This window comes from Lysinibacillus sp. FSL K6-0102, from assembly GCF_038003545.1.
GTDB classification, from domain to species: Bacteria; Bacillota; Bacilli; order Bacillales_A; family Planococcaceae; genus Lysinibacillus; species Lysinibacillus capsici.
Genome location: NZ_JBBOPH010000001.1, coordinates 1,419,458 through 1,441,399, shown reverse-complemented (window position 1 = coordinate 1,441,399; position 21,942 = coordinate 1,419,458). Strand labels below are relative to the sequence as shown.

Annotated in this window: 24 protein-coding genes; 10 read left to right on the top strand and 14 right to left on the bottom strand. The window is 38.1% G+C overall.

Annotated elements, in window-relative coordinates:
• Positions 1–52: 52 nt before the first annotated feature.
• From NYE73_RS06865 to NYE73_RS06845, 5 genes are all read right to left on the bottom strand, one after another.
• Entirely contained in the window at positions 53–1,018 is a 966-nt protein-coding gene (locus NYE73_RS06865; RefSeq protein WP_259950007.1) for a YpdA family putative bacillithiol disulfide reductase, read from the bottom strand.
• Positions 1,019–1,130: 112 nt separating this feature from the next.
• Positions 1,131–1,889, bottom strand: coding sequence for a metallophosphoesterase (locus NYE73_RS06860; protein ID WP_131519657.1), 759 nt, complete (start codon positions 1,887–1,889; stop codon positions 1,131–1,133).
• 144 nt (positions 1,890–2,033) lie between these two features.
• A complete protein-coding gene (locus tag NYE73_RS06855) occupies positions 2,034–2,771 on the bottom strand; it encodes a LysM peptidoglycan-binding domain-containing protein (protein ID WP_048389785.1) in 738 nt (245 codons plus the stop codon).
• Positions 2,772–2,857: 86 nt separating this feature from the next.
• A complete protein-coding gene (locus NYE73_RS06850; RefSeq protein WP_259950005.1) occupies positions 2,858–4,300 on the bottom strand; it encodes a RecQ family ATP-dependent DNA helicase in 1,443 nt (480 codons plus the stop codon).
• Positions 4,301–5,332, bottom strand: coding sequence for a helix-turn-helix domain-containing protein (locus NYE73_RS06845; protein ID WP_048389783.1), 1,032 nt, complete (start codon positions 5,330–5,332; stop codon positions 4,301–4,303). It abuts the gene before it with no gap.
• A gap of 106 nt (positions 5,333–5,438) precedes the next feature.
• Here NYE73_RS06845 and NYE73_RS06840 point away from each other — a divergent pair, with 106 nt between their 5' ends.
• The 3 genes from NYE73_RS06840 (at position 5,439) to NYE73_RS06830 (ending at position 7,365) form a co-directional block, all read left to right on the top strand.
• A complete protein-coding gene (locus NYE73_RS06840; protein WP_004232564.1) occupies positions 5,439–5,687 on the top strand; it encodes a ferredoxin in 249 nt (82 codons plus the stop codon).
• A gap of 137 nt (positions 5,688–5,824) precedes the next feature.
• A complete protein-coding gene (locus tag NYE73_RS06835) occupies positions 5,825–6,418 on the top strand; it encodes a hypothetical protein (protein WP_048389781.1) in 594 nt (197 codons plus the stop codon).
• A 164-nt stretch (positions 6,419–6,582) separates the two neighbouring features.
• Positions 6,583–7,365: an enoyl-ACP reductase FabI gene (locus NYE73_RS06830; protein WP_004232559.1), complete on the top strand. Its 783-nt coding sequence runs from the start codon at positions 6,583–6,585 to the stop codon at positions 7,363–7,365.
• A 52-nt stretch (positions 7,366–7,417) separates the two neighbouring features.
• Here NYE73_RS06830 and NYE73_RS06825 read toward each other — a convergent pair whose 3' ends face one another.
• Positions 7,418–8,146, bottom strand: coding sequence for a sulfite exporter TauE/SafE family protein (locus NYE73_RS06825; RefSeq protein WP_066037604.1), 729 nt, complete (start codon positions 8,144–8,146; stop codon positions 7,418–7,420).
• 14 nt (positions 8,147–8,160) lie between these two features.
• Positions 8,161–9,360, bottom strand: coding sequence for an MFS transporter (locus tag NYE73_RS06820; RefSeq protein WP_340815208.1), 1,200 nt, complete (start codon positions 9,358–9,360; stop codon positions 8,161–8,163).
• A 299-nt stretch (positions 9,361–9,659) separates the two neighbouring features.
• Between NYE73_RS06820 and NYE73_RS06815 the strand changes: the two genes are divergently transcribed.
• Both NYE73_RS06815 and NYE73_RS06810 read left to right on the top strand, forming a co-directional pair.
• Positions 9,660–10,484 carry a methyl-accepting chemotaxis protein gene (locus NYE73_RS06815; RefSeq protein WP_048389774.1) on the top strand — a complete coding sequence of 275 codons (825 nt, stop codon included), beginning with the start codon at positions 9,660–9,662 and terminating at the stop codon, positions 10,482–10,484.
• 17 nt (positions 10,485–10,501) lie between these two features.
• Positions 10,502–11,047: a GNAT family N-acetyltransferase gene (locus NYE73_RS06810; protein WP_066037602.1), complete on the top strand. Its 546-nt coding sequence runs from the start codon at positions 10,502–10,504 to the stop codon at positions 11,045–11,047.
• A gap of 36 nt (positions 11,048–11,083) precedes the next feature.
• Here NYE73_RS06810 and NYE73_RS06805 read toward each other — a convergent pair whose 3' ends face one another.
• Both NYE73_RS06805 and NYE73_RS06800 read right to left on the bottom strand, forming a co-directional pair.
• Entirely contained in the window at positions 11,084–12,628 is a 1,545-nt protein-coding gene (locus NYE73_RS06805; protein WP_004232547.1) for a flotillin family protein, read from the bottom strand.
• Positions 12,629–12,643: 15 nt separating this feature from the next.
• Positions 12,644–13,174: a hypothetical protein gene (locus NYE73_RS06800; RefSeq protein WP_004232545.1), complete on the bottom strand. Its 531-nt coding sequence runs from the start codon at positions 13,172–13,174 to the stop codon at positions 12,644–12,646.
• Positions 13,175–13,328: 154 nt separating this feature from the next.
• Here NYE73_RS06800 and NYE73_RS06795 point away from each other — a divergent pair, with 154 nt between their 5' ends.
• A complete protein-coding gene (locus tag NYE73_RS06795) occupies positions 13,329–13,706 on the top strand; it encodes a hypothetical protein (protein WP_066037601.1) in 378 nt (125 codons plus the stop codon).
• A 133-nt stretch (positions 13,707–13,839) separates the two neighbouring features.
• Here NYE73_RS06795 and NYE73_RS06790 read toward each other — a convergent pair whose 3' ends face one another.
• The 5 genes from NYE73_RS06790 to NYE73_RS06770 all read right to left on the bottom strand — a co-directional run bounded on the left by NYE73_RS06790 (position 13,840) and on the right by NYE73_RS06770 (position 19,058).
• Positions 13,840–14,574 carry a hypothetical protein gene (locus NYE73_RS06790; RefSeq protein WP_259950002.1) on the bottom strand — a complete coding sequence of 245 codons (735 nt, stop codon included), beginning with the start codon at positions 14,572–14,574 and terminating at the stop codon, positions 13,840–13,842.
• A 471-nt stretch (positions 14,575–15,045) separates the two neighbouring features.
• Positions 15,046–15,837, bottom strand: a complete 792-nt coding sequence (locus tag NYE73_RS06785; RefSeq protein ID WP_257961442.1) for a GNAT family N-acetyltransferase — start codon at positions 15,835–15,837, stop codon at positions 15,046–15,048.
• Positions 15,830–17,629, bottom strand: a complete 1,800-nt coding sequence (gene abc-f / locus NYE73_RS06780; protein ID WP_259949998.1) for a ribosomal protection-like ABC-F family protein — start codon at positions 17,627–17,629, stop codon at positions 15,830–15,832. Before abc-f ends, NYE73_RS06785 begins: the two co-directional genes overlap by 8 nt.
• Before the next feature lie 104 nt (positions 17,630–17,733).
• Complete coding sequence (locus tag NYE73_RS06775) at positions 17,734–17,874, bottom strand: RAxF-45 family protein (protein ID WP_004232534.1); 141 nt, start codon at positions 17,872–17,874, stop codon at positions 17,734–17,736.
• A gap of 155 nt (positions 17,875–18,029) precedes the next feature.
• On the bottom strand, positions 18,030–19,058 hold the full coding sequence (locus NYE73_RS06770; protein ID WP_259949996.1) for an AbrB family transcriptional regulator: 1,029 nt from the start codon (positions 19,056–19,058) through the stop codon (positions 18,030–18,032).
• A 205-nt stretch (positions 19,059–19,263) separates the two neighbouring features.
• Here NYE73_RS06770 and NYE73_RS06765 point away from each other — a divergent pair, with 205 nt between their 5' ends.
• Genes NYE73_RS06765 through NYE73_RS06750 form a run of 4 tightly spaced genes read left to right on the top strand, consistent with a single transcriptional unit; the run spans position 19,264 to position 21,918 of the window.
• Positions 19,264–19,713, top strand: coding sequence for a LytTR family DNA-binding domain-containing protein (locus NYE73_RS06765; RefSeq protein WP_340815204.1), 450 nt, complete (start codon positions 19,264–19,266; stop codon positions 19,711–19,713).
• Position 19,714: 1 nt separating this feature from the next.
• The gene (locus NYE73_RS06760; protein WP_259949994.1) at positions 19,715–20,116 is read left to right on the top strand and encodes a DUF3021 domain-containing protein; all 402 of its coding nucleotides are present in this window, start codon (positions 19,715–19,717) and stop codon (positions 20,114–20,116) included.
• A 6-nt stretch (positions 20,117–20,122) separates the two neighbouring features.
• Positions 20,123–21,043 carry an ABC transporter ATP-binding protein gene (locus tag NYE73_RS06755; protein WP_259949993.1) on the top strand — a complete coding sequence of 307 codons (921 nt, stop codon included), beginning with the start codon at positions 20,123–20,125 and terminating at the stop codon, positions 21,041–21,043.
• Positions 21,043–21,918: an ABC transporter permease gene (locus tag NYE73_RS06750; RefSeq protein WP_259949992.1), complete on the top strand. Its 876-nt coding sequence runs from the start codon at positions 21,043–21,045 to the stop codon at positions 21,916–21,918. The genes NYE73_RS06755 and NYE73_RS06750 overlap by 1 nt, the downstream gene beginning before the upstream one ends.
• Positions 21,919–21,942: the final 24 nt, after the last annotated feature.

Sequence of the window (21,942 nt, the reverse complement as noted above, 5' to 3'; positions counted from 1 at the left end):
GCCTCCTTGCTAAAAAGGCTGTATAAGCTACATGCCTATACAGCCTCGATCGTTATTTTTTTCTCTGCTCAATAGTTCGAGCGATACATTCGCCATGGAAACGACCATTTTCAATAAAAATTTCATTGGCATTATTTCCTGCTGCAATAACACCTGCAATGAATAGTCCTTCAACATTGGTTTCCATCGTTTCAGGCGTAACATAAGGACGACCCGTTACTTCCTCTATGTCCACTCCCATCGCTTTAATAAAGGAGTGATCAGGATGATAGCCAGTCATAGCAAAAACGAAATCATTTTTTACTATTTTCTCTTGGCCCTCTACTTCTAAAACAACTTCGTGCTCTCGTATTTCCAATACATTTGTATTAAAAAGCATGTCAACTTCTCCAGTTTTGACTACCCCTTCAAATTCGGGCAATACCCATGGCTTGATGCTTGGAGAGTATTCGCTGCCACGATAGGCTACGGTTACACGAGCACCGGCTTTATTTAATTCTAACGCGGCATCTATCGCTGAATTTTTGCCGCCTATAACTAGAACATCCGTATCAAAAAATTCATGGCCCTCTTTAAAGTAATGGAAAACTTTAGGTAACTGCTCACCATGGATATTTAAATAATTCGGATGATCATAATAACCTGTTGCAATGACAACATAGGGCGTTTCATATATTTCCTTATCGGAGGTAACCGTGAACAAATCATTATTTTTTACAACACTTTGTACTTTTTCGAAGCGATTAACTTGTATATTTTTTAAACGGACGACCTCTCGATAGTAGACAAGGGCTTGATTGCGTTTCGGCTTACGTCCTTCAATAATAAATGGTACATCACCAATGGCTAACCGTTCACTCGTACTAAAAAATGTTTGATGTGTAGGGTAATGATAGATGGCATTGACGATATTTCCTTTTTCAATCACAATAGGTTGTAAACCAATATTTTGCAAAGCTATTGCTGCTGCTAAGCCGCATGGGCCTCCTCCAACAATAATTGCATCTGCTTGCTGCATTTCTTGACACTCCAATCGAATTTGAACAGCAAAAATTGCTGCTCCATGCTTTCACATTTCATAGAATAGACGATACTTTTTTATTATACGCCTTCTCACACGTTTTGGTTGTTTATTTACTCGAAATATCAATGTCAATTATATGACATTGGGGCTTTGCACCAAATCGAAAAGGTACTAATGTCGTCCCATAGCCATTGCTTACTAAAGTCATGACACCATCACGCCGACGATAGGAACCATTTGGATGGACACCATATGGACCGAATCTGATTTGCCCTCCATGTAAATGTCCCCCCATCATTAAATCCGCACGATATTTAGCCCGAACTTTCGCAAAAACCTCTGGATTATGGGCGATAAAAACAACTAAATCCTGCTCTCCTATCTTTGCAAAAGCTTTTTCAAAACTATATTCTTTAACGGTTGTATCCTCAATAGCACTTAACCAAAAGCTATTTTTAAGCGGAAGCTGTACGGCATCATTGACAATAATTTGAACATGGTATGCCTGTAAAATGTCCTTCAGTCTTTCTTCCCCAATTTCTCTGTCATTATTGCCCCAAATAAAATAGGTTGGTCCAAGGGACGTTAATAATGATAAATTTTCATGAATACGATCAATCGGTGTACGGCTATCCGCAAAATCACCGCCAATAATTACTGCATCAAAATGATGTCCCTGTAACTGTGCAATCATTTTCTTACTTATTTTACGTAAATGAACATCTGAAATAAAAAATAATCGTACCTTCTCCTGTTCACCCTGTAATGAAAGCTGGTGAGACAATACATTATTTTCATGTGCCACCTTCCACATATAAAGTGGAGGGGCGATGACTACCAAAAGAAATAGCCCTAAATATAGCATTTTCTCACTTCTCCTTACGACAGCAAAAAGGCGATTCTTCTTAAAAAACGAATCGCCTTTTTGCTAAATCAGACGTACGTTTTGGTGTGAACGTTTGTCTGTAATTTTATACTAGAAAACCTATATAACGATAAAAAAATTCTATTAAGGTAACTTAATGACTTGCCCAACCATTACAGTATTAGAGGACATCCCATTAGCAGCACGAATTTTAGCTAAAGTCGCTTCACTGCCATCGCCATAGTGATTTAATGCAATTCGGTATAAGTTCTCATTTGCTTTTACAGTATGTGTCGTTGCTTTAGCATTTTGTTTTGCTTCTTCCGCTTTTCTAGCCTCTTCTGCTTTTCTTGCTGCCTCTGCTTGTTGTTGAGCTATTCTTGCTTCTTCAGCTTTTCGAGCTTCTTCGGCTTTTTTTGCTGCCTCTGCCTTTTTCGCTTCTTGAGCCTTTTTCGCTTCTTCAGCAGCTTTTTGCTCCGCTGCTAACTTATCAGCATCTTTTTGAGATTGCTCTTGAGCCTTCTTATCTCCCTGAGCGTCTTGACCCTTATCATCTTTTTCCTTATCTTTATCTGACGCAGATGCTTCTGAAGGATCTAATTCGACAACCTGTTCAGCTGTATCCTTTTCGGCTTGTTCAATCGTTTTTCCTGGTTCATAAAATTTCCAAAAATAAATAAGAATTGTTAATGGTATCAAGATAAAAATAACAAACAGAATCGTCATTAACGGTGTCTTACGTTTCGAATTTTTTGGCTTTTTGTTTTTATTACCGTTTTTATTCATTCTGGAAACTCTTGATAAGGATTGCTGTTCTTTTTGCTCATCTTCAAACGATTGACGATGCTCTTCTATTTTATCGCGATAATCTTCTTTATTCATTCGCCTTTCCCCCAACCTTACTACGCTTTCTATCATCTCTATTATGACGAATTTTACGAAAAAAGTAAATGACCGTCAGTTTTAGTCTAATTACCCATTAATAGTTGTTGCAATCGACTTTCCCACGTTGCCATTTCTACTTTCTTTTTCTCTTTTAAGCGTACTTTCTTGATTACATCATAATGGATTCCACAATTTTCACAACAGTTTTCCGGCTTTTTCTGCAATTTTTGCCCAAAATACCCGACTAAATGTTCACGAATACAGTCTTTTGTCTGTATGATTTGAAGCATTTCATTCACTGCATTGTATTTCTCTAGTGCTAAATGATTTAATCGGACCTTCACTTGTTCCGAAGACTCTCGTTGCAGCCAATAGTCTAACACACGGAAGGCTGTCTCACTTAACCCCCCATTTTTCAGCATTTGGATGGGCTGTATTTGCTGAGATAGCAGCTCCTGATAGCGGTCAACATGATGTAAAGTTGGTAAATCGCCTGTCACAACAAATTTAGCCAGCTCCTCATCACCTTCAGCATATAGTAATATAGCAAGTGCAGAGTGACCATCCCGCCCTGCACGTCCGATCTCCTGCATATAATTCGCTATATTGGCAGGCATTGATTCATGAATGACCTGCCGTATATCAAGCTTATTAATGCCCATACCAAAAGCGTTTGTTGCAACAATCCAATCAAGTTCACCAGCTATAAATTGCTGTTGAATAAATTGACGGTCCTCCACCCCATAGCCCGCATGATATGCAGCAACACGAACGCCCTCTTGTAATAAGGCTTCGCTATATTGTTGCGCACGTTTACGTGAGGAAACATATAAAATACCAGGTCCTGCTGTTTCCGTAACATGGTGCATGAGCCATCTAGCTTTATCAGCCTTATCCTCCACTACTACACGACCTAAATGAATATTCGGGCGGTCAACATTATACATAAACTCGAATGGAGCTTTGAGAGATAAAGTTTCCCGTATATCTCGAACAACCTTCTTTGTTGCCGTAGCAGATAATGCCAAAATTGGCGGACGATTTTCTCTCGATAGCCAGTCACCTATTCGTAAATAATCTGGTCGAAAATCAAAGCCCCATTGTGAGATACAATGCGCTTCATCTACTACGATTAAACCTAGCTTCATCTGCGCCAGTTTCTCTTGTACCTGTTGCTGGAGCAGCATCTCTGGGGAAGTAAAAATAAAACGATATTGCTCTAAATAATGTAATACATAACGTTTCTCTGTTAGTGATAAAAAGGAATTTAAAGCTACCACCCTCTTTTCCCCAAAACGCTTCAGCTCTTCTACTTGATCCTGCATTAATGAGAGTAATGGTGAAACAATTAGTACAGGTTTCTCTAATGTATAGGCTGGTAGCTGGTAGCAGAGTGATTTTCCCATTCCTGTTGGCAATAAGGCAATAACATCTTGTTCCTGTAGTAATGCCTCAATGACTTCTTTCTGTCCTGGTCGAAATGATGAATAACCAAAATGCTTATGCAATAATTGTTCAAGTTCCATTTATACTTCTCCTTTCGCAAGGACAAGCCTTAATTGAAAATAACTCATATCGTTTAAAGCTTCATGTAATATTTTCAATTTTTTTGTTTGATACTGCTTCGATGCCTGCCACACTTTTTGAGCTTCATCATAGGAGACGAATGGGCCAATAGAAAAGTTCGGTTCATACATAGCTAATTCCACAAAATGATCCTCAATTGTACTTTGTTTTAGTTTTCTCATTTGAACAATTTGCTCCATCGAATAACCTTGTTCATATAATTGTGCGGTTTGTTGTGCAGAATCTGTTAGCAATATTTTAACTTTTAATCCTTCTGCCACATGCCCTAGTAATGGGTAATCATCTATTTTTTGATGCACTTCATTTAATAATATATGTAGGGTTTCAATAAAAGCTAATTGACTATCCAGTACAGTTTCCTTCCGTTCATCTGCAAGTTGTTGCCACGTCCATCCTGGTAATTGATAACCACTTAAACGATACAGAACAAGCTGTTTGCTTGCATCTGACACAGGGAGAATAGTTAGCACATGATTACATTCTGTCAATAATTGCTGCTGTAAATGACCTTCCTTATAATGATGTGCCTGTAAAAAAGTTCGCACCCACGCTTGAATCATTGTATCTCTACTAATCGGTGAAAAGGTACGAACGGCTGCGGCTTGATGTGACAAACTTTGTACAATGAGAGAGAGCCTCGCAAAAAACACATGCTCATTTCCCCGATAGTGCCAACCATCAAAGAAAAAGGTTGGCGTTTGTTGTGCACGTTGTAATCCTAGCGTTTCCATGTAAAAATGACCAGATTCCTGCACATTTAACCAACTATTCTGCATAAATAAGTTTACAGCCTCATCAAATGTAGTACGAGATAGTTTTGGCAAGAGGCCAAAATATTGATGCAGTTGAAAAAGACCAATATCTTGAATCGTCTGGCCTGAACGCTTCCCTCTTAGGACATGATAGGCAGCCGAAATCGTCCGCTCTTTATTGAGTTTTTGAAAGATTTGCAATAAAATTTGATGAAACATTGACGCAAATTCCTCCAATTTAATAGTATTTAAGTTGAAATGTAAGATAAACATCTTTAAAATGAGTATGAAGCTTTGTAGGAACATCGTTAAAGGAGAGAATAAAATGGCTAAATACACAATAGTTGATAAAGATACATGCATCGCTTGTGGCGCATGTGGAGCCGCAGCGCCAGACATTTATGATTATGATGATGAAGGCATTGCCTTCGTTATTTTAGATGATAACATGGGAACTGCTGAAGTTCCAGAGGATCTATTGGAAGATATGCAAGACGCTTTTGAAGGTTGTCCAACAGACTCTATCAAAGTAGCAGATGAAACATTCGATGGTGACTCATTAAAATTTGAATAGTCTTCCGTTGATGTATATCTTAAAAGGCATCCTTCAGGGGATGCCTTCTTATTGATTAAAATATTGGCTATCTTTTGCATCAAGATAATAGGCATATGGTCCATTGCTATACATACCAATCTATTGGAGGAATGTGAATGTTTGAGCAGTTACAAGTTGAGCATAGTTTATTTTATATTGATCAAGACCATATGAATAGATTTAAAAATCTTGCTGCAAAGTGGCAATCAATATTTCCAGATGTTTGTGCGAAATGTTTGAATACTGTGGACGCATGGGCAAACGTGTTAAATAACTGGGTTTTCTTAAAATCGCAGCAGACCGATGAGCTCATTCTAAATCCTTCTAAAGCCATCTATTATTCTATCAATACATTCTTATTAGATGAGCTCCAAAAAATTCAAATAATTCAAAAAGTAAAAGAATGTGAGAATGATGATTTTCAGTATTTTGCGGCCTTCCACTTAGGAAATGCCATCGATTTATGGGTGTACGATACACTTGAAAAAAGTGCAGAATCTGATTTGTTAAAACCACAAAATCGAATACCTTATTATCTTGCCTTTTTAGACGATGATTTTCAAACAGACAATGCTTTATTCCATAAAAATCAAACAAGAGCAATCAAAATATTGGCACAGGTCATTCGGTCACAAAATTGCTTTAGAATCACTGTCAGTAGTGCTGTTAATCGAGCAGTAGATATGTATGATCATTATGTAACAAAATAAAATAGCACACTTTTTAATTCGTCTCTACTGTAAAGAGATGAATTTTTTTTGCTCTCTAAACTACTTCTCTTTTCATCTTGTTATTGCAACGTTATTTTATGTATGATAAGATTTTAGTAGTTGGTACTAATAACAGATATTATCTCACAAAGGAGTTCTTCATAATGATGGATAATTTATTACAATTAAAAGATAAGAACATTGTTGTCATGGGCGTAGCAAATGATCGCAGTATTGCTTGGGGCATTGCTAAACGTTTATTTGACGTTGGTGCAAATGTCATCTTCACGTATCGTCAAGAACGTTCATTAAAAAAATTACAAAAACAATTAGAAAATATCGGACAATCCGATTCTCTTGTTGTTCAATGTGATGTGAATAGTGACGACAGCACAAAAGCAGCTTTTGAAGAAATAGGCTCAAAGGTTGGTGTTATTCATGGGATTGTACATTCAGTGGCTTTTGCGCATGCAGAAGATTTACACAACCGCTTCCTTGAAACAACTCGAGAAGGCTATGCATTCGCACAAGATACAAGTGCCTATTCACTTATTTCCACTGCAAAAGCAGCTCATCCATACATGACAGAGGGTGGCTCTATCGTGACAATGAGTTACTTAGGTGCAGAACGAGTACTTGATGGCTACAATGTGATGGGCGTTGCAAAAGCTGCATTAGAGGCTTCTATGCGCTATCTTGCTGCTGATATTGGCCAAGATAATATTCGCGTCAATGCTATCTCAGCTGGTGCTATTCGTACACTCGCTGCAAAAGGTGTTCCTTCTTTTAACACAATTTTACACAAAATTGAAGAAACAGCTCCTTTAAAACGTAATGTTCAACAAGACGAAGTAGCAGATATGACGATTGTTATGCTATCTCACCTATCACGTGGTGTGACTGGTGAGACGATCTACATCGACGCTGGCTACAATATTATGGGTTAACAATAAAGAAGTATGGGAGGATGTATTATCCTTCCATACTTCTTTTTGTTGTTTATAGCATTGTCCATAAACTTTGGATCAACAAAATTAAGCCTGCTGCTACTAATAGAAAATAAATTAAGATTTTAAACAATTTTTGATTTAATCGAGTAAATAGCATTTGTCCAAAAATAAGTCCTAAGAAAACAATTGGCAAAGCATACATACTATATATCCAAACCATTTTACTTGTACCCTCAAAAATGACTTGAGAAAGTAAGCTAATTAGATAGATAAATATATAGTAGGCTAGTGAAACAGCTCTAATGGTTTCTTTATTTCTATGTGTGCTCGCAAAATAGAGCAACAGTGGTGGTCCAGCCATCCCAATACTTGTTGTGAACATACCTGATATAAAACCAACGCCATAATCTCTACTTCTTGTTTGTTGAATAGAGAGATTTTTAATCAATAGAATCGTAAGCCCTATAAGAAGGATAGCGATGAGCAGCTTAAATGTCGTCACATCGACTAAGGCAAATAGTATACTACCAAAAGGAGCACCTGCAACACTACCGATCATCACCTTTTTAAGCAACGCTACATCAATATCATGTCTCACCTTCCATATGAGAGAAAACGAAATAACAAGGGACAGTATTATATTTATTTGCATCGCCTCTTGTGGTGTAAAAAGCAACAGTAAAAAAGGCGTAGCCATAACGGAAAAACCAAAACCTGTACTGGTTTGTAAAATAGAAGCCGCTAGGATAATGAAAAAATAGAAAAGTAATTCCTGCAAAATGACACCTCACATCATGTTGTGATACGTTGTCTAACAATGAATCTTTTTAATAAAAATGATAGGACACAAGCAATGAATAAAAACAGAGCAATCATCACTATAACACCCATCCACCCATATTTCATCCAAAAAACGCCTCCTACTGTTCCTCCAACACTTGAACCAAAATAATAGAAAAATAAATAGAGAGAAGATGCTTGTGCTTTATCGTGGGATGCTCGTTTGCTCACCCAGCCACTTGCGATTGAATGAGCTGCAAAAAAGCCAAAGGTAAAAACTGTTATCCCTATAATCTTTGAAGTAAGTAGCCCATTGAGCGTTACTATAGCTCCAGCTAACATAATGGCAATGGCCAGTAAGAGCATTCGTTGGCGACCATAACGATCGGCTAAACTGCCAAACCATGCCGAGCTAAATGTCCCAACTAAATAAATGACAAATATCCAACCTACAATTGTGGCACTTAAATTATAGGGAGGTGCCATTAGTTTAAAGCCAATATAATTATAAAGTGTGACAAAGCTTCCCATTAAAAGAAACCCCATCCCATAAAGACACAGCATAGAAGGATCTCTTAAATGTTGCAGTAGGGTTTTGGTCAATGCTTTTAATTGTAAAGGTCGCGCGCTGAAATGTTTGGAGCTTGGTAACATCCAGACAAACAATAAACTAACTAGCAGGCTGATTCCTCCTAGTACCATCATGCCTGTATGCCAGTTATAATGGTCCGTTAAGGTACCAATAATAACTCGTCCACTAAGTCCCCCTACTGAATTACCGCTAATATATAAGCCCATGGCAACCCCTAAGCTTCCTGGTTCCATCTCTTCTCCCAAATAAGCCATAGCGATTGCTGGTAAACCTGCAAAAACGATGCCTTGTACAACACGTAAAACTAAAATTGTTTCAAAGTTAGGTGAAAATGCAAGAGCTAGTGTCAGGACAGAAGCTGCAAAAATAGAAATCGTCATCAATGATTTTCTTCCCCATGCTTCTGATAACGAACTGACAATTATTAAACTCACCGCTAATGCAAAGGTAGTTACTGAAAGAGATAAACTTGCTACAGCTGGTGAGACGTGAAATGCTTCTGAAAATGTTGGTAGTAATGGCTGCGTTACATATAGGTTAGCAAACGTAATAAAGCCTGCTAAAAATAAGGCCCAATTCGCTTTATGAAACGCCCTCGTACCCTTTTGTATATAGTCCATGAAACTCTCTCCTTAACTTCTTCCACATGCTACTATTATTCTAATACAATATTTCGCAAAACACACGTCTCCTTGTCAAAAAATAGACAAAAAGGCCTTCATTTTCACCTCTGCAAAAAAATAATAATTGACAAATAAAAGCACTTCGGATTTGTATGTTCTTCTTTTAATAAAAAATATAAATAGCTATTTTGACTTGGCAAATATTGTGCTACAGTAAAAGTAATCATCTAGAACCATTGTCACAATGAAGACAGATGACACAACCATTTTCATTGACGAGACTTGGAGGAATTTTTATGAAAATTATTGAAGCTTTAGCCCTCGCAACACCTTATATTCATCTAGCATTAAAACAAGAAGCCATTGTAGCTGTTGTTGAAAAGGAAAATGAAACAGTCGTTAAATACTTAGCAGGTAAACGTGTGGATTCCGGCTACCATGATGGACAAAAAGTTAACGCCAATGACCAAAATGTTTTCATCGCCTTTAATGGACAAAATGCAGATGTGGTGATACCAGAGGATGTTTACGGTGTAGCAATCAATGCTTTTTCATTCCCCATTCGTGAAAATGGTCAAGTAGTAGGTGCATTAGCTTTTGGCTTACCAATAGATAATGAGCTCAAACTTGAAGATTATATGGCTACGATGGATAAGATCGTCAACAGTCTACAGGATAAAGTACATACAATCGCTTCTCATTCTGAGGAATTAGCAGCCACTAGTGAGGAAATTAATAAGCAGGCACAGCATGCCCTAGAGGACTCTGAAAAAACAAATGCCGTGACAGATTTAATTAAAAGTATATCTCGCCAAACTAATTTATTAGGTTTAAACGCATCCATCGAGGCTGCACGTGCTGGACAGCACGGCGCTGGCTTTAATATTGTGGCACAGGAAGTTCGAAAACTGTCCTTTGAGACGTCTAGTGCTACCGAAAATATAGAATCATCATTACGGAATATCAATAGAAATCTAGATAATCTAAAGCAAAATATGGGACAAATCAATGATGCAACAAATGAGCAAGCACAGCTCGTACAGGATTTCAGCGAAATTATAGAAGAATTAACTTTACTTAGCCGAGAAATGAAAGGCTTTATGCACAATGCGTTAAAATAATAATGAGGTGAACAATAATGCAAATTACCATAAACCAAGATTTAGCTTTACGGATGATCGCACCTGAAGATGCAGAGAAGGTTTTTGCATTAACGGATGCCTCGAGGGAATATCTGAAAGAATGGCTACCATGGCTAGATTTCACAAAAGAACTGGCGGATACAAAAGCCTATATTGAGGGCTGTATTAAGGGCCATGAAGCGAACAGTAGCCTCTTCCTAGTCATTCTCTTTAAAAATGAAATTGTTGGCATTGCAGGCTTTAACGCGATTAACCCGAGCAATAAAATCGGCACTATTGGCTATTGGTTGAGCGAAGGAGCACAAGGACATGGCATCATGACGAAAACGGTAAAAGCTTTATTGCAATATGCCTTTGAAACATTGAAGCTTCATAAAGTTGAAATTCGTGTTGCTGAAGCCAATCACAAAAGTCGCGCAATCCCAGAACGTCTTGGATTCATGCAAGAAGGAACCATTCGAGCTGCAGAATGGCTCTACGATCATTATGTAAATCACGTTATTTATGGCATGCTTGTAAGTGAATGGCAGCAACAACTATAAAAAAACGACCTGATGAGATCATCAGGTCGTTTTTTGTTAGGATTGTTCTACCGCTTCTTTCGTTTCTTCAGGTGCTTGCTTTTTTTCAAGTCCTAAAGCAATCTGCTCTAATTCTGGACGCAATGTGTGCTTCCCAGCATAGCTCTCGATCAGCTCTTTTACATCGAGACCAGAAGTTTCTTTTAATGTTTCTTGAAGTGTAGACATTAAATTGGTTGCGTAAGATGTAACCTTATTCGCACCACTTCCCTCTCCACCACCAGTATCGACCACTGTAATCTTATCGATATTGCCAAGTGGACTTGCAAGCTCTTTTGCATACTCTGGCATCATGCGTACAACCATATCCAGTACAGCTGCTTGACCATAGTATTCAAAGGCTTCGGCAATCTTACGTTTAGCTTCAGCTTCAGCCAGACCACGTAGACGAATGATATCAGCCTCCGTCTCCCCTTGTGCTCGCTCTGCATCAGCTTTGGCAAGACCATCCAAACGAATTTTCTCTGCCTCTGCTTTTGCTAATGATTCAATACGATATTTTTCCGCATCAGCCTGTGCAAGCTCACGCATTTTTTCAGCTGCAGCATTTTGCTCCACTGCATAGCGATCTGCATCTGCTTTCTTTTTAACCTCAGAGTCATATTGCTTTTCTCTACGTAAAATCTCTTTTTCTTCTAATTCAATTTGCTTTTGACGCTCGATAATGCGAATTTGCATTTCTTGCTCCGTTACTTCCTGCTTAGCACGAGCAGTTTCAAGCTCATACGCTTGGTCAGCACGCGCTTTGGCAATATCCTGCTCACGTCGGAACTCAGCTACTTTTAATTGATTTTCTTTTTCTGCTTCTGCAATTTCCGTCGCACGCTCTAGTTCTGCCTTTTGTGCTTCCTTAGACGCTTCTGCACGTTTAATACGTGTTTCTTTTTCTGCATCTGCTGTCGCAATATCAGCATCTCGCTTTACCTGTGCGATTCTCGGTTTCCCTAGTGAGTCTAAATAGCCATTTTTATCTCGTACATCCTTGATCGTGAAGGATACAATGACAAGACCCATCTTTGCTAAATCTTGTGAAGCAACACGTTGAACTTCCTGTGAGAATTTATCGCGGTTTTTGTAGATTTCTTCAACCGTCATAGATCCTAAAATGGAACGTAAATGACCTTCTAATACTTCACGTGCTTCCCCTTCGCGCTCTGCTTTTTGCTTGCCTAAAAACTGCTCTGCTGCTGTCGCAATTTCTGAAATGGAACCGCCAATTTTAATAATGGCTGTACCATCTGCCATAACAGGAACACCTTGCTCTGTATACACCTCAGGCGTTGTCACTTCTAGTTTACTAGAAAGTAAGCTTAACGGCTGTGCTTGTTGGAAAATAGGGAATACAAATGTACCGCCCCCACGAATGATTTTAATGCGATTCCCCGACTCATCCTTATGTACATTTTTAGAGCCGAGATAGCTACCTGTCACAATCAGTGCTTCATCAGGACCCGCCGTACGATACTTTGTCACATATAAGCCGACTAGGGCAATTAATACAAATGCTACAATTCCTAAAACAATTAAGATATCGGTTGACATAGACATATCTCTCCTTTAAACAAATTTTTTCTCGTACGTTCTAACAAAAAGTGTTCCGTCCTTCACATCCACAACAAGTACGGTTTCATCATAGTCAATGGCTTCATTATCATAGCCCGTTGCGCGTTTTGAAATCATGCCACTTGTCGTTTCGATAACAACCTCGCCAAAACCATCTACTGGAATTGGCACAATAACTCTTCCTAATTGCCCGCCTAGCGATTCCTCTGTATAAGCTAAAGAAACATCAGCGGAACGTAGCGGAACGAGAACAAATAAATAAAAGATGGAACTTAAAATAGCACCGATGATACATGCAGCAATGATGTTCCAAACGCTAGAGAACCAGGCTAGTTTTTCTAAAATAAAACCTGCTGCTGACATCAACGTAATGAAAGATAGAATGACACTCGGATTAAAAATGGGTAGTCCTTCCCCAATACCTTCGACTGCATCACCAAAAAACATAACCAATACTGTGGCAAGGCCAGCGAAAATCAAAACCACCAAAAAGATCTGCTCGAGTGAATAGCCAAATAGCGTCAAGTTGCTCACCCCTTTTCATCATATTACCTACTATACGGATGTACCTCAGGAAAAGTTTCAAAATTTTTCAAACTCTTCTTTAAAGTATTATTTTTTGCTTTCATTAGAACCATGTTACAATAGAAAAGTATTCTGACAACTAAGGAGAAATGGCATGAAGCTTTCGACAATCTTAAATTTTATAATTCTAGTATTTTTCACGTTATTATTCGTTAATGATTTCTTCCCTGATACAGCTATTGCTGCGATGCTGACTAAAAAAATAATATTGCTTATACTAGTTGGGCTTGTCATCATTCAGCTAGCCTTCGACAAGGGTAGATATAAAAGATTATCCAAAAAGGCTTATATCGGATTAACATTGTATACAGTTGGATTATGGATTGTTTTAACATTACTTGGCGGTCAATCACAAATTGGCCTATCATTCACAAGTCCTCTATTTTATATCATTGTTGTGCTTCTTGGATTGGATTTAATCCGCCTTTCACGCCAAACTAAGCGGGATCAAACAGAGGAGAAAGCGAAGTAAAGCACAGCTATCCGTCAATCTTACGAAGCTATCCACCACTTTCGCACTGCTAACCGTCACTTTTGTCCCTCTATCCGACGACAACATAAAAAGCATGTCTCTGATTTTGACAGAGACATGCTTTTCTTATTTCTTATGATTCTAATACATTTAAAATGGCATCCAGTTCATGGACAGCTAGATCTAAACGTTCCTTCGCTTCGATATTTTGCTGTTTTAAGTGACTAAACTCTAGTAAATTTTTCTCATGCTTTAACTTAATAGATGATAAACGTTCGATTCGTGCTTCTACTTTTTCTATTGCTTGCTCACAGACAGTTGTCCAGAGCTTTTCTGATTGCTGCATTTCCGTTGTTGATGGGTTGTGCTGACGCATAATTCGTGCGTAAACCATTTCAATTTGTTCAATTAGCTCCGAATAAAAATGGCGCTCAACGCGTGTTGTTTGGAATGTTGGATGTTCTACATCTTTGGCATATGGCGTTATTTGACGAAGTAGCTTTCCAGCATTTTCTCCAAAAGCATGGGATAAATTCAAGACATTCATTAATTGCAATAATAAGCGTATTTCTTCTAGATTAATAAGTTGGGAATCGATGCTTTCCTTTAACTTTAATGACTCCATGTAGCGTCGATCAAAATGTTCAATTTCACCGTTGCGCTGCTCTACTAAATGGACACTTGCATTGTCTTTCAAGCTTTTAATATAGCGAATGGCATGGTTTTTTAGCTCTTCTTTTGACAGCAAGTTATCATTGTCTTGTTGTGGTTTTTCTCGTTGAACATACGCAAATGCATCCATTTTTTTGGGCCATTGTGCTGCTTGGGTTTCATCTGAGACATTATAGCGTATATAAATTCCGTGCATTTCATATCCTCCAAGTCCATTAAACAAGTATCTCTAAAGACAATAAATCGAATACGACATTTTTTCAAGTAAAAAACTTTTAATAATTGAAAATCCTTCTTTTTAACAATAAAACAAAAATCCCGAATAGTCGATACTATTCAGGATTTTACTAGTTTTCATTCATTCCTACTTATCCTTTAACACCTTTCCACCTGCTCCACTAACCCGTGTATGGTTGCATCTCGCAAATTTATATCAAAGCGATAGATGACAAGATAAAAACAATGCTGTTAACTGAGGCCTGAGGAATTTGATGTCATAATGAGCAGCTATCGTGCTACAGGAGCAATAAATAATTTTTGCTGATTATATTTTAAAGCATCCCTTCATTAAAACAACCTGTAATCAAAATTGACAAGTACAGTTCTAAAAAATCGCCAAGTTCCTTGTAAGCACTACAGGAATTTGGCGATTTTTATGTGTAGCTATTTAAGCCTGTTGGCGGATATCTTGAATGCTCTTCCCTTCAGTAAACGCATGAATCGATGCAATGGAGCCCACCGATTTAAAATTTGCCTTCTCATAGACTTTGGCAACCTGTTCACTAATTGGTAATATCCAAAGATCGTCCAATCCCAGCTTGACTGATTGCTGTTGGATATGCTGCAGCATATAGCCGATTAAACCTCGACCACGATAGCTTTCAGTTGTTGCAACACTTTCAATCCTACCTTGATTTTCTGACACAAAAATATTTGCTGAGCAGCACGCCACCCCATCTAGTCTTAGTAGATAATACGTAAAATGTGAAGAATGATAGGTTTGTTCAAATGCCTTTTTTATTAATGAAGGCTCCCCAAATGCAGAAATGCTCATTTCTACTGCTAATGCTTCCTCCATATTTGCATCCGTTACACGCTCAATTTGAATGGCAGGATTAGGTGGAAGTATCGCATATTCACCATCCCAGTACTGAATTTCATTAACAAAATGCTCATATTGAAAGCCGTGCGTCTCTAATGCCTCTATACATAGCTGATTTTGTTCTAGATTATATAAATAAATCCGCGGGATCAGAGATTTTGATTGGTAGAAATCTTTGATGTCTTGTAAAAATAAATCAGGTTGTTCAATCTTTCTCCAAATCTGTGCATGATTTGCATCGTAATAGGTTGGGATAGCCTGATTGTAAAATAAGACCCCCTCCTTACAAACCTCCACTTCACTGAAACTCTTCACATACTCTATATCAAGCTGCATAATGCGTTCTAAATTAAACATGCTCTGTGCCCCCCTCTAACCATCTTTCATATAAATTTTCTAATTGAAGTTCAAGCTTCTGCCGTTGTTCTTTAGCAAGAGATGGTTGTTGTAGTTTTGTCTCTAATTTTTCAATTTGCTGTTCAATCGGTAATTCTTTTTTAGGTGGCTGCGTTTTATTTACTGGTTGTTTTTCAACCATTTTCATTGCAAGTTCCTGTCGTTTTTCTCTAGCCCACTCATAATCTCCCTCAAAAACTTGAATAGTCTGGTTTTCAATCCACGCCGTTTTCGTAAAAATTTTCTGTAAGAAATAGCGGTCATGTGACACCCCAATAATCGTGCCTTCAAAGGATTCTAGTGTCTCTTCCAATACTTCTCTTGCTTCAATATCTAAATGATTCGTTGGCTCATCTAAGATTAAGACATTGATATCCTCATGCATTAATTGTGCTAAACGAAGACGCATTTTTTCTCCACCACTTAAGTCCTTCACTTTTTTAAAGACATCATAGCCATAGAACAAAAATCGTGCGAGTATATGGCGAGCTTCCGCCTCTGACACGGCGACACTTTCACGAAAGGCATCAATTAATCGAATAGCAGGATTTTGATGTTCAAATTGTTGGGAAAGGTATCCAAATTTCACATTACTTCCAATCTGACACACTCCCAGATTAGGAATGATTTCCCCTAACATCATTTTTAATAATGTTGATTTTCCACTACCATTGCTCCCAACAATCGCTAATCTTTCGCCAAAATAAATAGCTAGATTGCTTTCCTTCAATAAAGGCTTATCAAAGCCATGATCAATGGCTTGCAAAAGCACGACCTCTTTACCACTGCGTTCAGCCATCGTTAACGCTAAATTCATTTTCTTTTTAGTGAGGGGCTTCTTTACTCGCTCGATACGTGCTAATGCTTTTTCCATACTTTTTGCACGTCGATGCATCGAGGCGTTTGGTGGATTCGCCTCATTCGCCCACTGCTTTAATCGTTTTATCGTTTCTTGCATCTTTTTAATTTTCTTTTGCTGCTCTTCATAGTTTGCAAACTGTTGTTCAATTTTTGCTTCTTTTTGTGCTATAAAGGCATCATAATGGCCGTTATACGTAAAAGCCTCTCCATCCTCAATTTCAATAATCTTCTGGGCTACTTGATTCATGAATTGACGATCATGGGATACGACAATGACAATCCCCTCAAAGTTTCGCACATAATGTTCAAGCCACTCAATAGCTTGCATATCCAGATGGTTCGTTGGTTCATCCAATAACAAAATAGAGGGCTTTTTCAATAAAATTTGTCCAAGCATAACCTTTGTTTTTTCACCACCACTTAAACTACTAAATGGCTGCTCTAGCATATCTGAAATACCTAGTCCATTTGCAATCATTGCTAGCTGTGCATCTACTTCATAGCCCCCTAATAGCATAAATTGCTCCTGCAATTGCCCATATTGCAGTAATATTTTATCCGTGACCGTCGACTGCATCTCTTGCTCAAGTGCTGTCATTTTTGCCTTTATTGCATAAATATCCGCAAATGCTTCCTCCAGCACTTCTTTCACAGCATGAAGTGGATAATGTGGAATCTGATGTAAATAGCCAATCGTCGCTTCTTTACTTTTAATTATTCGTCCCTTGTCAGGTATCTCTACCCCTGCTAGCAGTTGTAATAAAGTCGTTTTACCACTGCCATTTACACCAACAATCGCCACGTGTTCGCCACTATTCACCTCTAGCTGTAAGTTCTCGAATAATATATTACCACCCATAATTTTTTGGATTTGTTCAGCTTTCATTTGCATCGTTTTTTCCTCCAATGAAACGTGCGAAAACATCTTTAGAACACAAAAAAGACTGCTCATTAACAAGCAGTCCTCTTCTCAATTAAATGTGTGAAAAAGAATGGTTAATTCGCTACGTTTGTTATTTGATTTTGCTTAAAAATGGACAGACCTATCCCGTTGTTCGCAAAATCGAAAGTAATCACACGTGCAAAATACATAGCCGTATCCACTTTTACACATGTTTTCGTAGCGTTTTTATTCATTCCTTCTCACCTCCGTTCATAGTAGTTATGGCTATCATAACATTATTCGGATTATTTGGAAAGGGAAAATTTAACGTTCATTTATCATTATTCAAAAGTTCTATTTGATCGAAATTCGCACAAAGAAAAACATGAGAGGTTGATTCAAAGCCCCCTCATGTTTTCACTTTTCTTACAAATACTTTTACCACAGGCACCAGAAAAATCGAGACAACTAGTACACGAAAAAGCTGAAAGGCCGTGACAATCGTGACATTTGCATGGACCGAAGCGGCAATAATCCCCATTTGATCAAGACCACCAGGAACAATACTTAAAAAGCTTGTCCTAAAATCAAGGCTGTACAACGCTGCCATCACAAATGTTAAACCATAGGCTGCCCCAATAAAAATGCCTGCCGAAACAAACGCATAAAAGATATGCTTCTTCGATAAATGTAAATCCTCTTTTTTCAATAATAATCCAATATAAATTCCTAGCATGAGTTGGGCAATATGCAGAAGCGATAATGGTAATTTTGGCACTTCTATCCCTGCCATATTAACGCCCATTAGTAAAAACACTGGGCCTAGCATATAGCCTGTTGGAATTTTTAGCTTTTGTGCTAGCCACCCTGCGCCACCACATACCACAAGTATGCCAACAAGGTTCCATGTGTATGTTCCATCAATCATAGAACTATTGCCACCTGCCCCTGCCACCATTAAAGGAACAAAGCCAACGATTAAAAGAACGCGAAGGATTTGAAAGAATGTGATGACCACCATATCCATCTCTTGTTGCTCTTCCGCAAATGCCACAACCTGCGACATGCCTCCAGGAACACAACACGTTAAGGCAGTCGCAAAATCTAAATCTGTCCGCTTGGCAACAAGGAAACTTACCGTAAAAAACAACAAAATAAATATGATATTTAACACGACCATGCTTCCTAAAAAAAGCTTGATGTCCTGTACAGCTTCTGGTGTAAAGGCATAGCCGATAGAATAACCTGCTACGACTAAACCAAAATTGCGGAAAGAATGATGCCATTTTAATTGGACGTTGGTGGATAGCTGCACGATGAGCACCGCTGTAATCGCTCCTAACAGCCAAGGCATCGGTATATGGAAAAATTGAAAAACTACAGCACCTATTAAACCAATGCATAATGTGATGAACATATGCTTATCAAAAATAAACATGGTAGCAACCCCTTCAACTCGATAAGCCTATTATGACCTTTATAAACCGCTTTTTCTACTGGACCGACTTTTGAGCTGTTTGCTATCGTTGAAAAAGAACCTGTTATCCAACAAATAAAACCTCTTATAGAACAATTTATCCTTGCTAAAATTTTCTATGCTACATTAGTAATACCTGATTCAGCGTTTTTAAAGGAGGCCTCCTATGAAAATTCATTTAACCATCAATCATGAGCTCGAGGAAACTGAGGTTCATATCCATGCCAAGGAATATAATGAGCAAATTGAAAGATTGATGAGACAGCTTCAAGCATCCCAAACTACGATGCTAGATGGGTATGACCAACAAGAAATTCATCTCTTAAAAATTTCCGATATTTATTCCATTTACGCAGAGGATGCCAAAGTATTTTTACAGACAGATGAGCAAGAGTTTGAGTCCAAGCGAAAATTATATGAGCTTGAGGCTCAGCTAGCCAAAGATTTTGTACGCGTGAGTAAGTCTACACTCGTCAATATCCATAAAATATCCTCTATTCAAATGGGCAAAATCGGCACTACACAGCTATTACTTGAACATGACGTAGCCATTCATGTCAGCCGAAAATATTTAAAAGAATTAAAGAGACACTTAGGTATTGGGAGGGATTCATAGCATGAAGTATTTACGCATGATGATTATCGGTCTACTCATTTCCCTTAGCTCCTCTTATGTCTTAGTGACACTTAGCGTCCTATCAAATAATGCGGTGGCCTCAGGAACAGAATTATTGGAGCAAATTGTTATCGCGGCCATCCTTGGCATTGCCATTGGTTTGCTATCCGTCATTTTTGATATGGAGCAATTGCCTTTTACAGTTCAGCTTCTTCTCCATTTAGTAGCGGTGACAGCATGTGTACTAACCGCAGGCTATTTTGGTAGCTGGTTTGATTCAGGTGTATGGTATGTACTTATTGCGGAAGCCATTATTTACTTGATTGTTTGGTGTATTCTATATGTTCTTCAAATAAATGATATTGAAAAAATCAATAAAGAAATTCAAAAGAGAAGGGATTAACCACTCATGACGTTTGCGATAAAAGTTGAAAATTTATGTAAACAGTATGGAGATCAGCAAGCTGTCAAAGGTATTTCTTTTACAGTCGAACAAGGCACCCTATTCGCTTTTTTAGGTGAAAACGGTGCAGGTAAATCTACAACGATTGAAATACTTTGTACTTTACTAAAAAAATCGAGTGGTCAAGTAACTATTAATGGTTTCACACTCGACGCAAGCAATGATAACGCGGATATCCGTAAATCTATTGGTGTCGTTTTCCAGCAAAGTCTATTAGATGAGCGATTAACTGTACGTGAAAATATCCTCCATCGAGGTAAAACATATGGCTTATCGAAAGCACAGCTTACCGATAACTATCAATTTGTTTCTACCTATTTGCATTTAGAGGATATTGAAGAGAAAAAATATGGAACATTATCAGGGGGACAAAAAAGGCGAGCAGATATTGCTCGTGCACTGATTCATCGTCCAAGTATTTTATTTCTGGATGAACCTACAACGGGTTTAGATCCACAAACACGTCAATTTGTTTGGCAGGCGATTAAACAACTTCAACTGGAAACCAATATGACTGTTTTTTTAACGACCCACTATATGGAGGAAGCGGCAGTCGCTCACCAAGTCACTGTCTTAAAGCAAGGTAAAATTGTTGCACAGGGAACGCCCGATGCACTAAAAACAAAATATGCCTATGATTCAATGGCTCTCGTTTTTCAAAATGCACAGGAGGGTGTGAAGTTTCTTGAGGAAAATGCGATCTCCTACACAGAGAATCAAGGGATATACACCATCCGTTTAACGTCTACCTTACAAGCACTTCCCCTTTTAAAAAAAGCTGAGCCACTTATCGCCTCCTTCGAAGTCATTAAAGGATCAATGGATGATGTCTTTCTTCATATTATGGCAGAGGAGGAGGTTGCGTAGTGGAAGCATTAATTAGTTTAGTTCTGCGTAATAACAAAATTTTTAGACGGGATAAAACACAGGTGTTCTTCTCCCTACTGTCAGTCATTATTGTCATTGTGTTGTACGCTGTCTTTCTCCAAAAAATGCAGGTAGATGCCATTGAACAACTAACAGAAGCTACACCTGAATTGATCACCATGGTCAATGAGTGGCTAGTAGCAGGTTTACTATCCATGATTGCTGTTTCGACTACACTTGGTGCCTATGGTATCGCTGTTAAAGACCAAGAATCCAAAGTACAAGCCGACTTTTTAACAGCTCCTCTTTCTCGTGCAACTATTCAGTTGAGCTATGTGCTCAATGCATTTATTATCGGCTGTATTTTTTCCTTTATTGCGCTCCTTGGCTGTGAAATCTTTATTGTCACAACGGGAGGTAAGATACTAAGTTTTGGGGATTTTATTCAGGTATTGAGCATACTGTTTTTATCTGTCTTGCTTGCGAGTGTTTTTAATTTATTTCTTTCGTTATTTGTGTCGACCCAAAATGTTTTCTCAACACTCGGCACAATTGTTGGTACATTACTTGGATTTTTATGTGGTGTTTATGTACCTCTTGGAGCTCTACCAAGCTTTGCACAACATATAATCATGTACTTTCCAATTAGCCATACAACACTATTATTACGCAATGCATTTATGGAGAGCTCTATTGCAAATGTTTTTGATGGTGTGCCCGTTTCTTATGTGGAAGATTATAAAATGAATTATGGCATTGTTTATGAACTAAATGGACATATACTTAGCTCCACAACAAGTCTAATTGTGATTGTCTGTACAATTGTAGTTCTTTCTCTAGCATCTATGATCTTATTTAAGAGAAAGTATAACTAAATATGAGCCAACCATTTTACACAT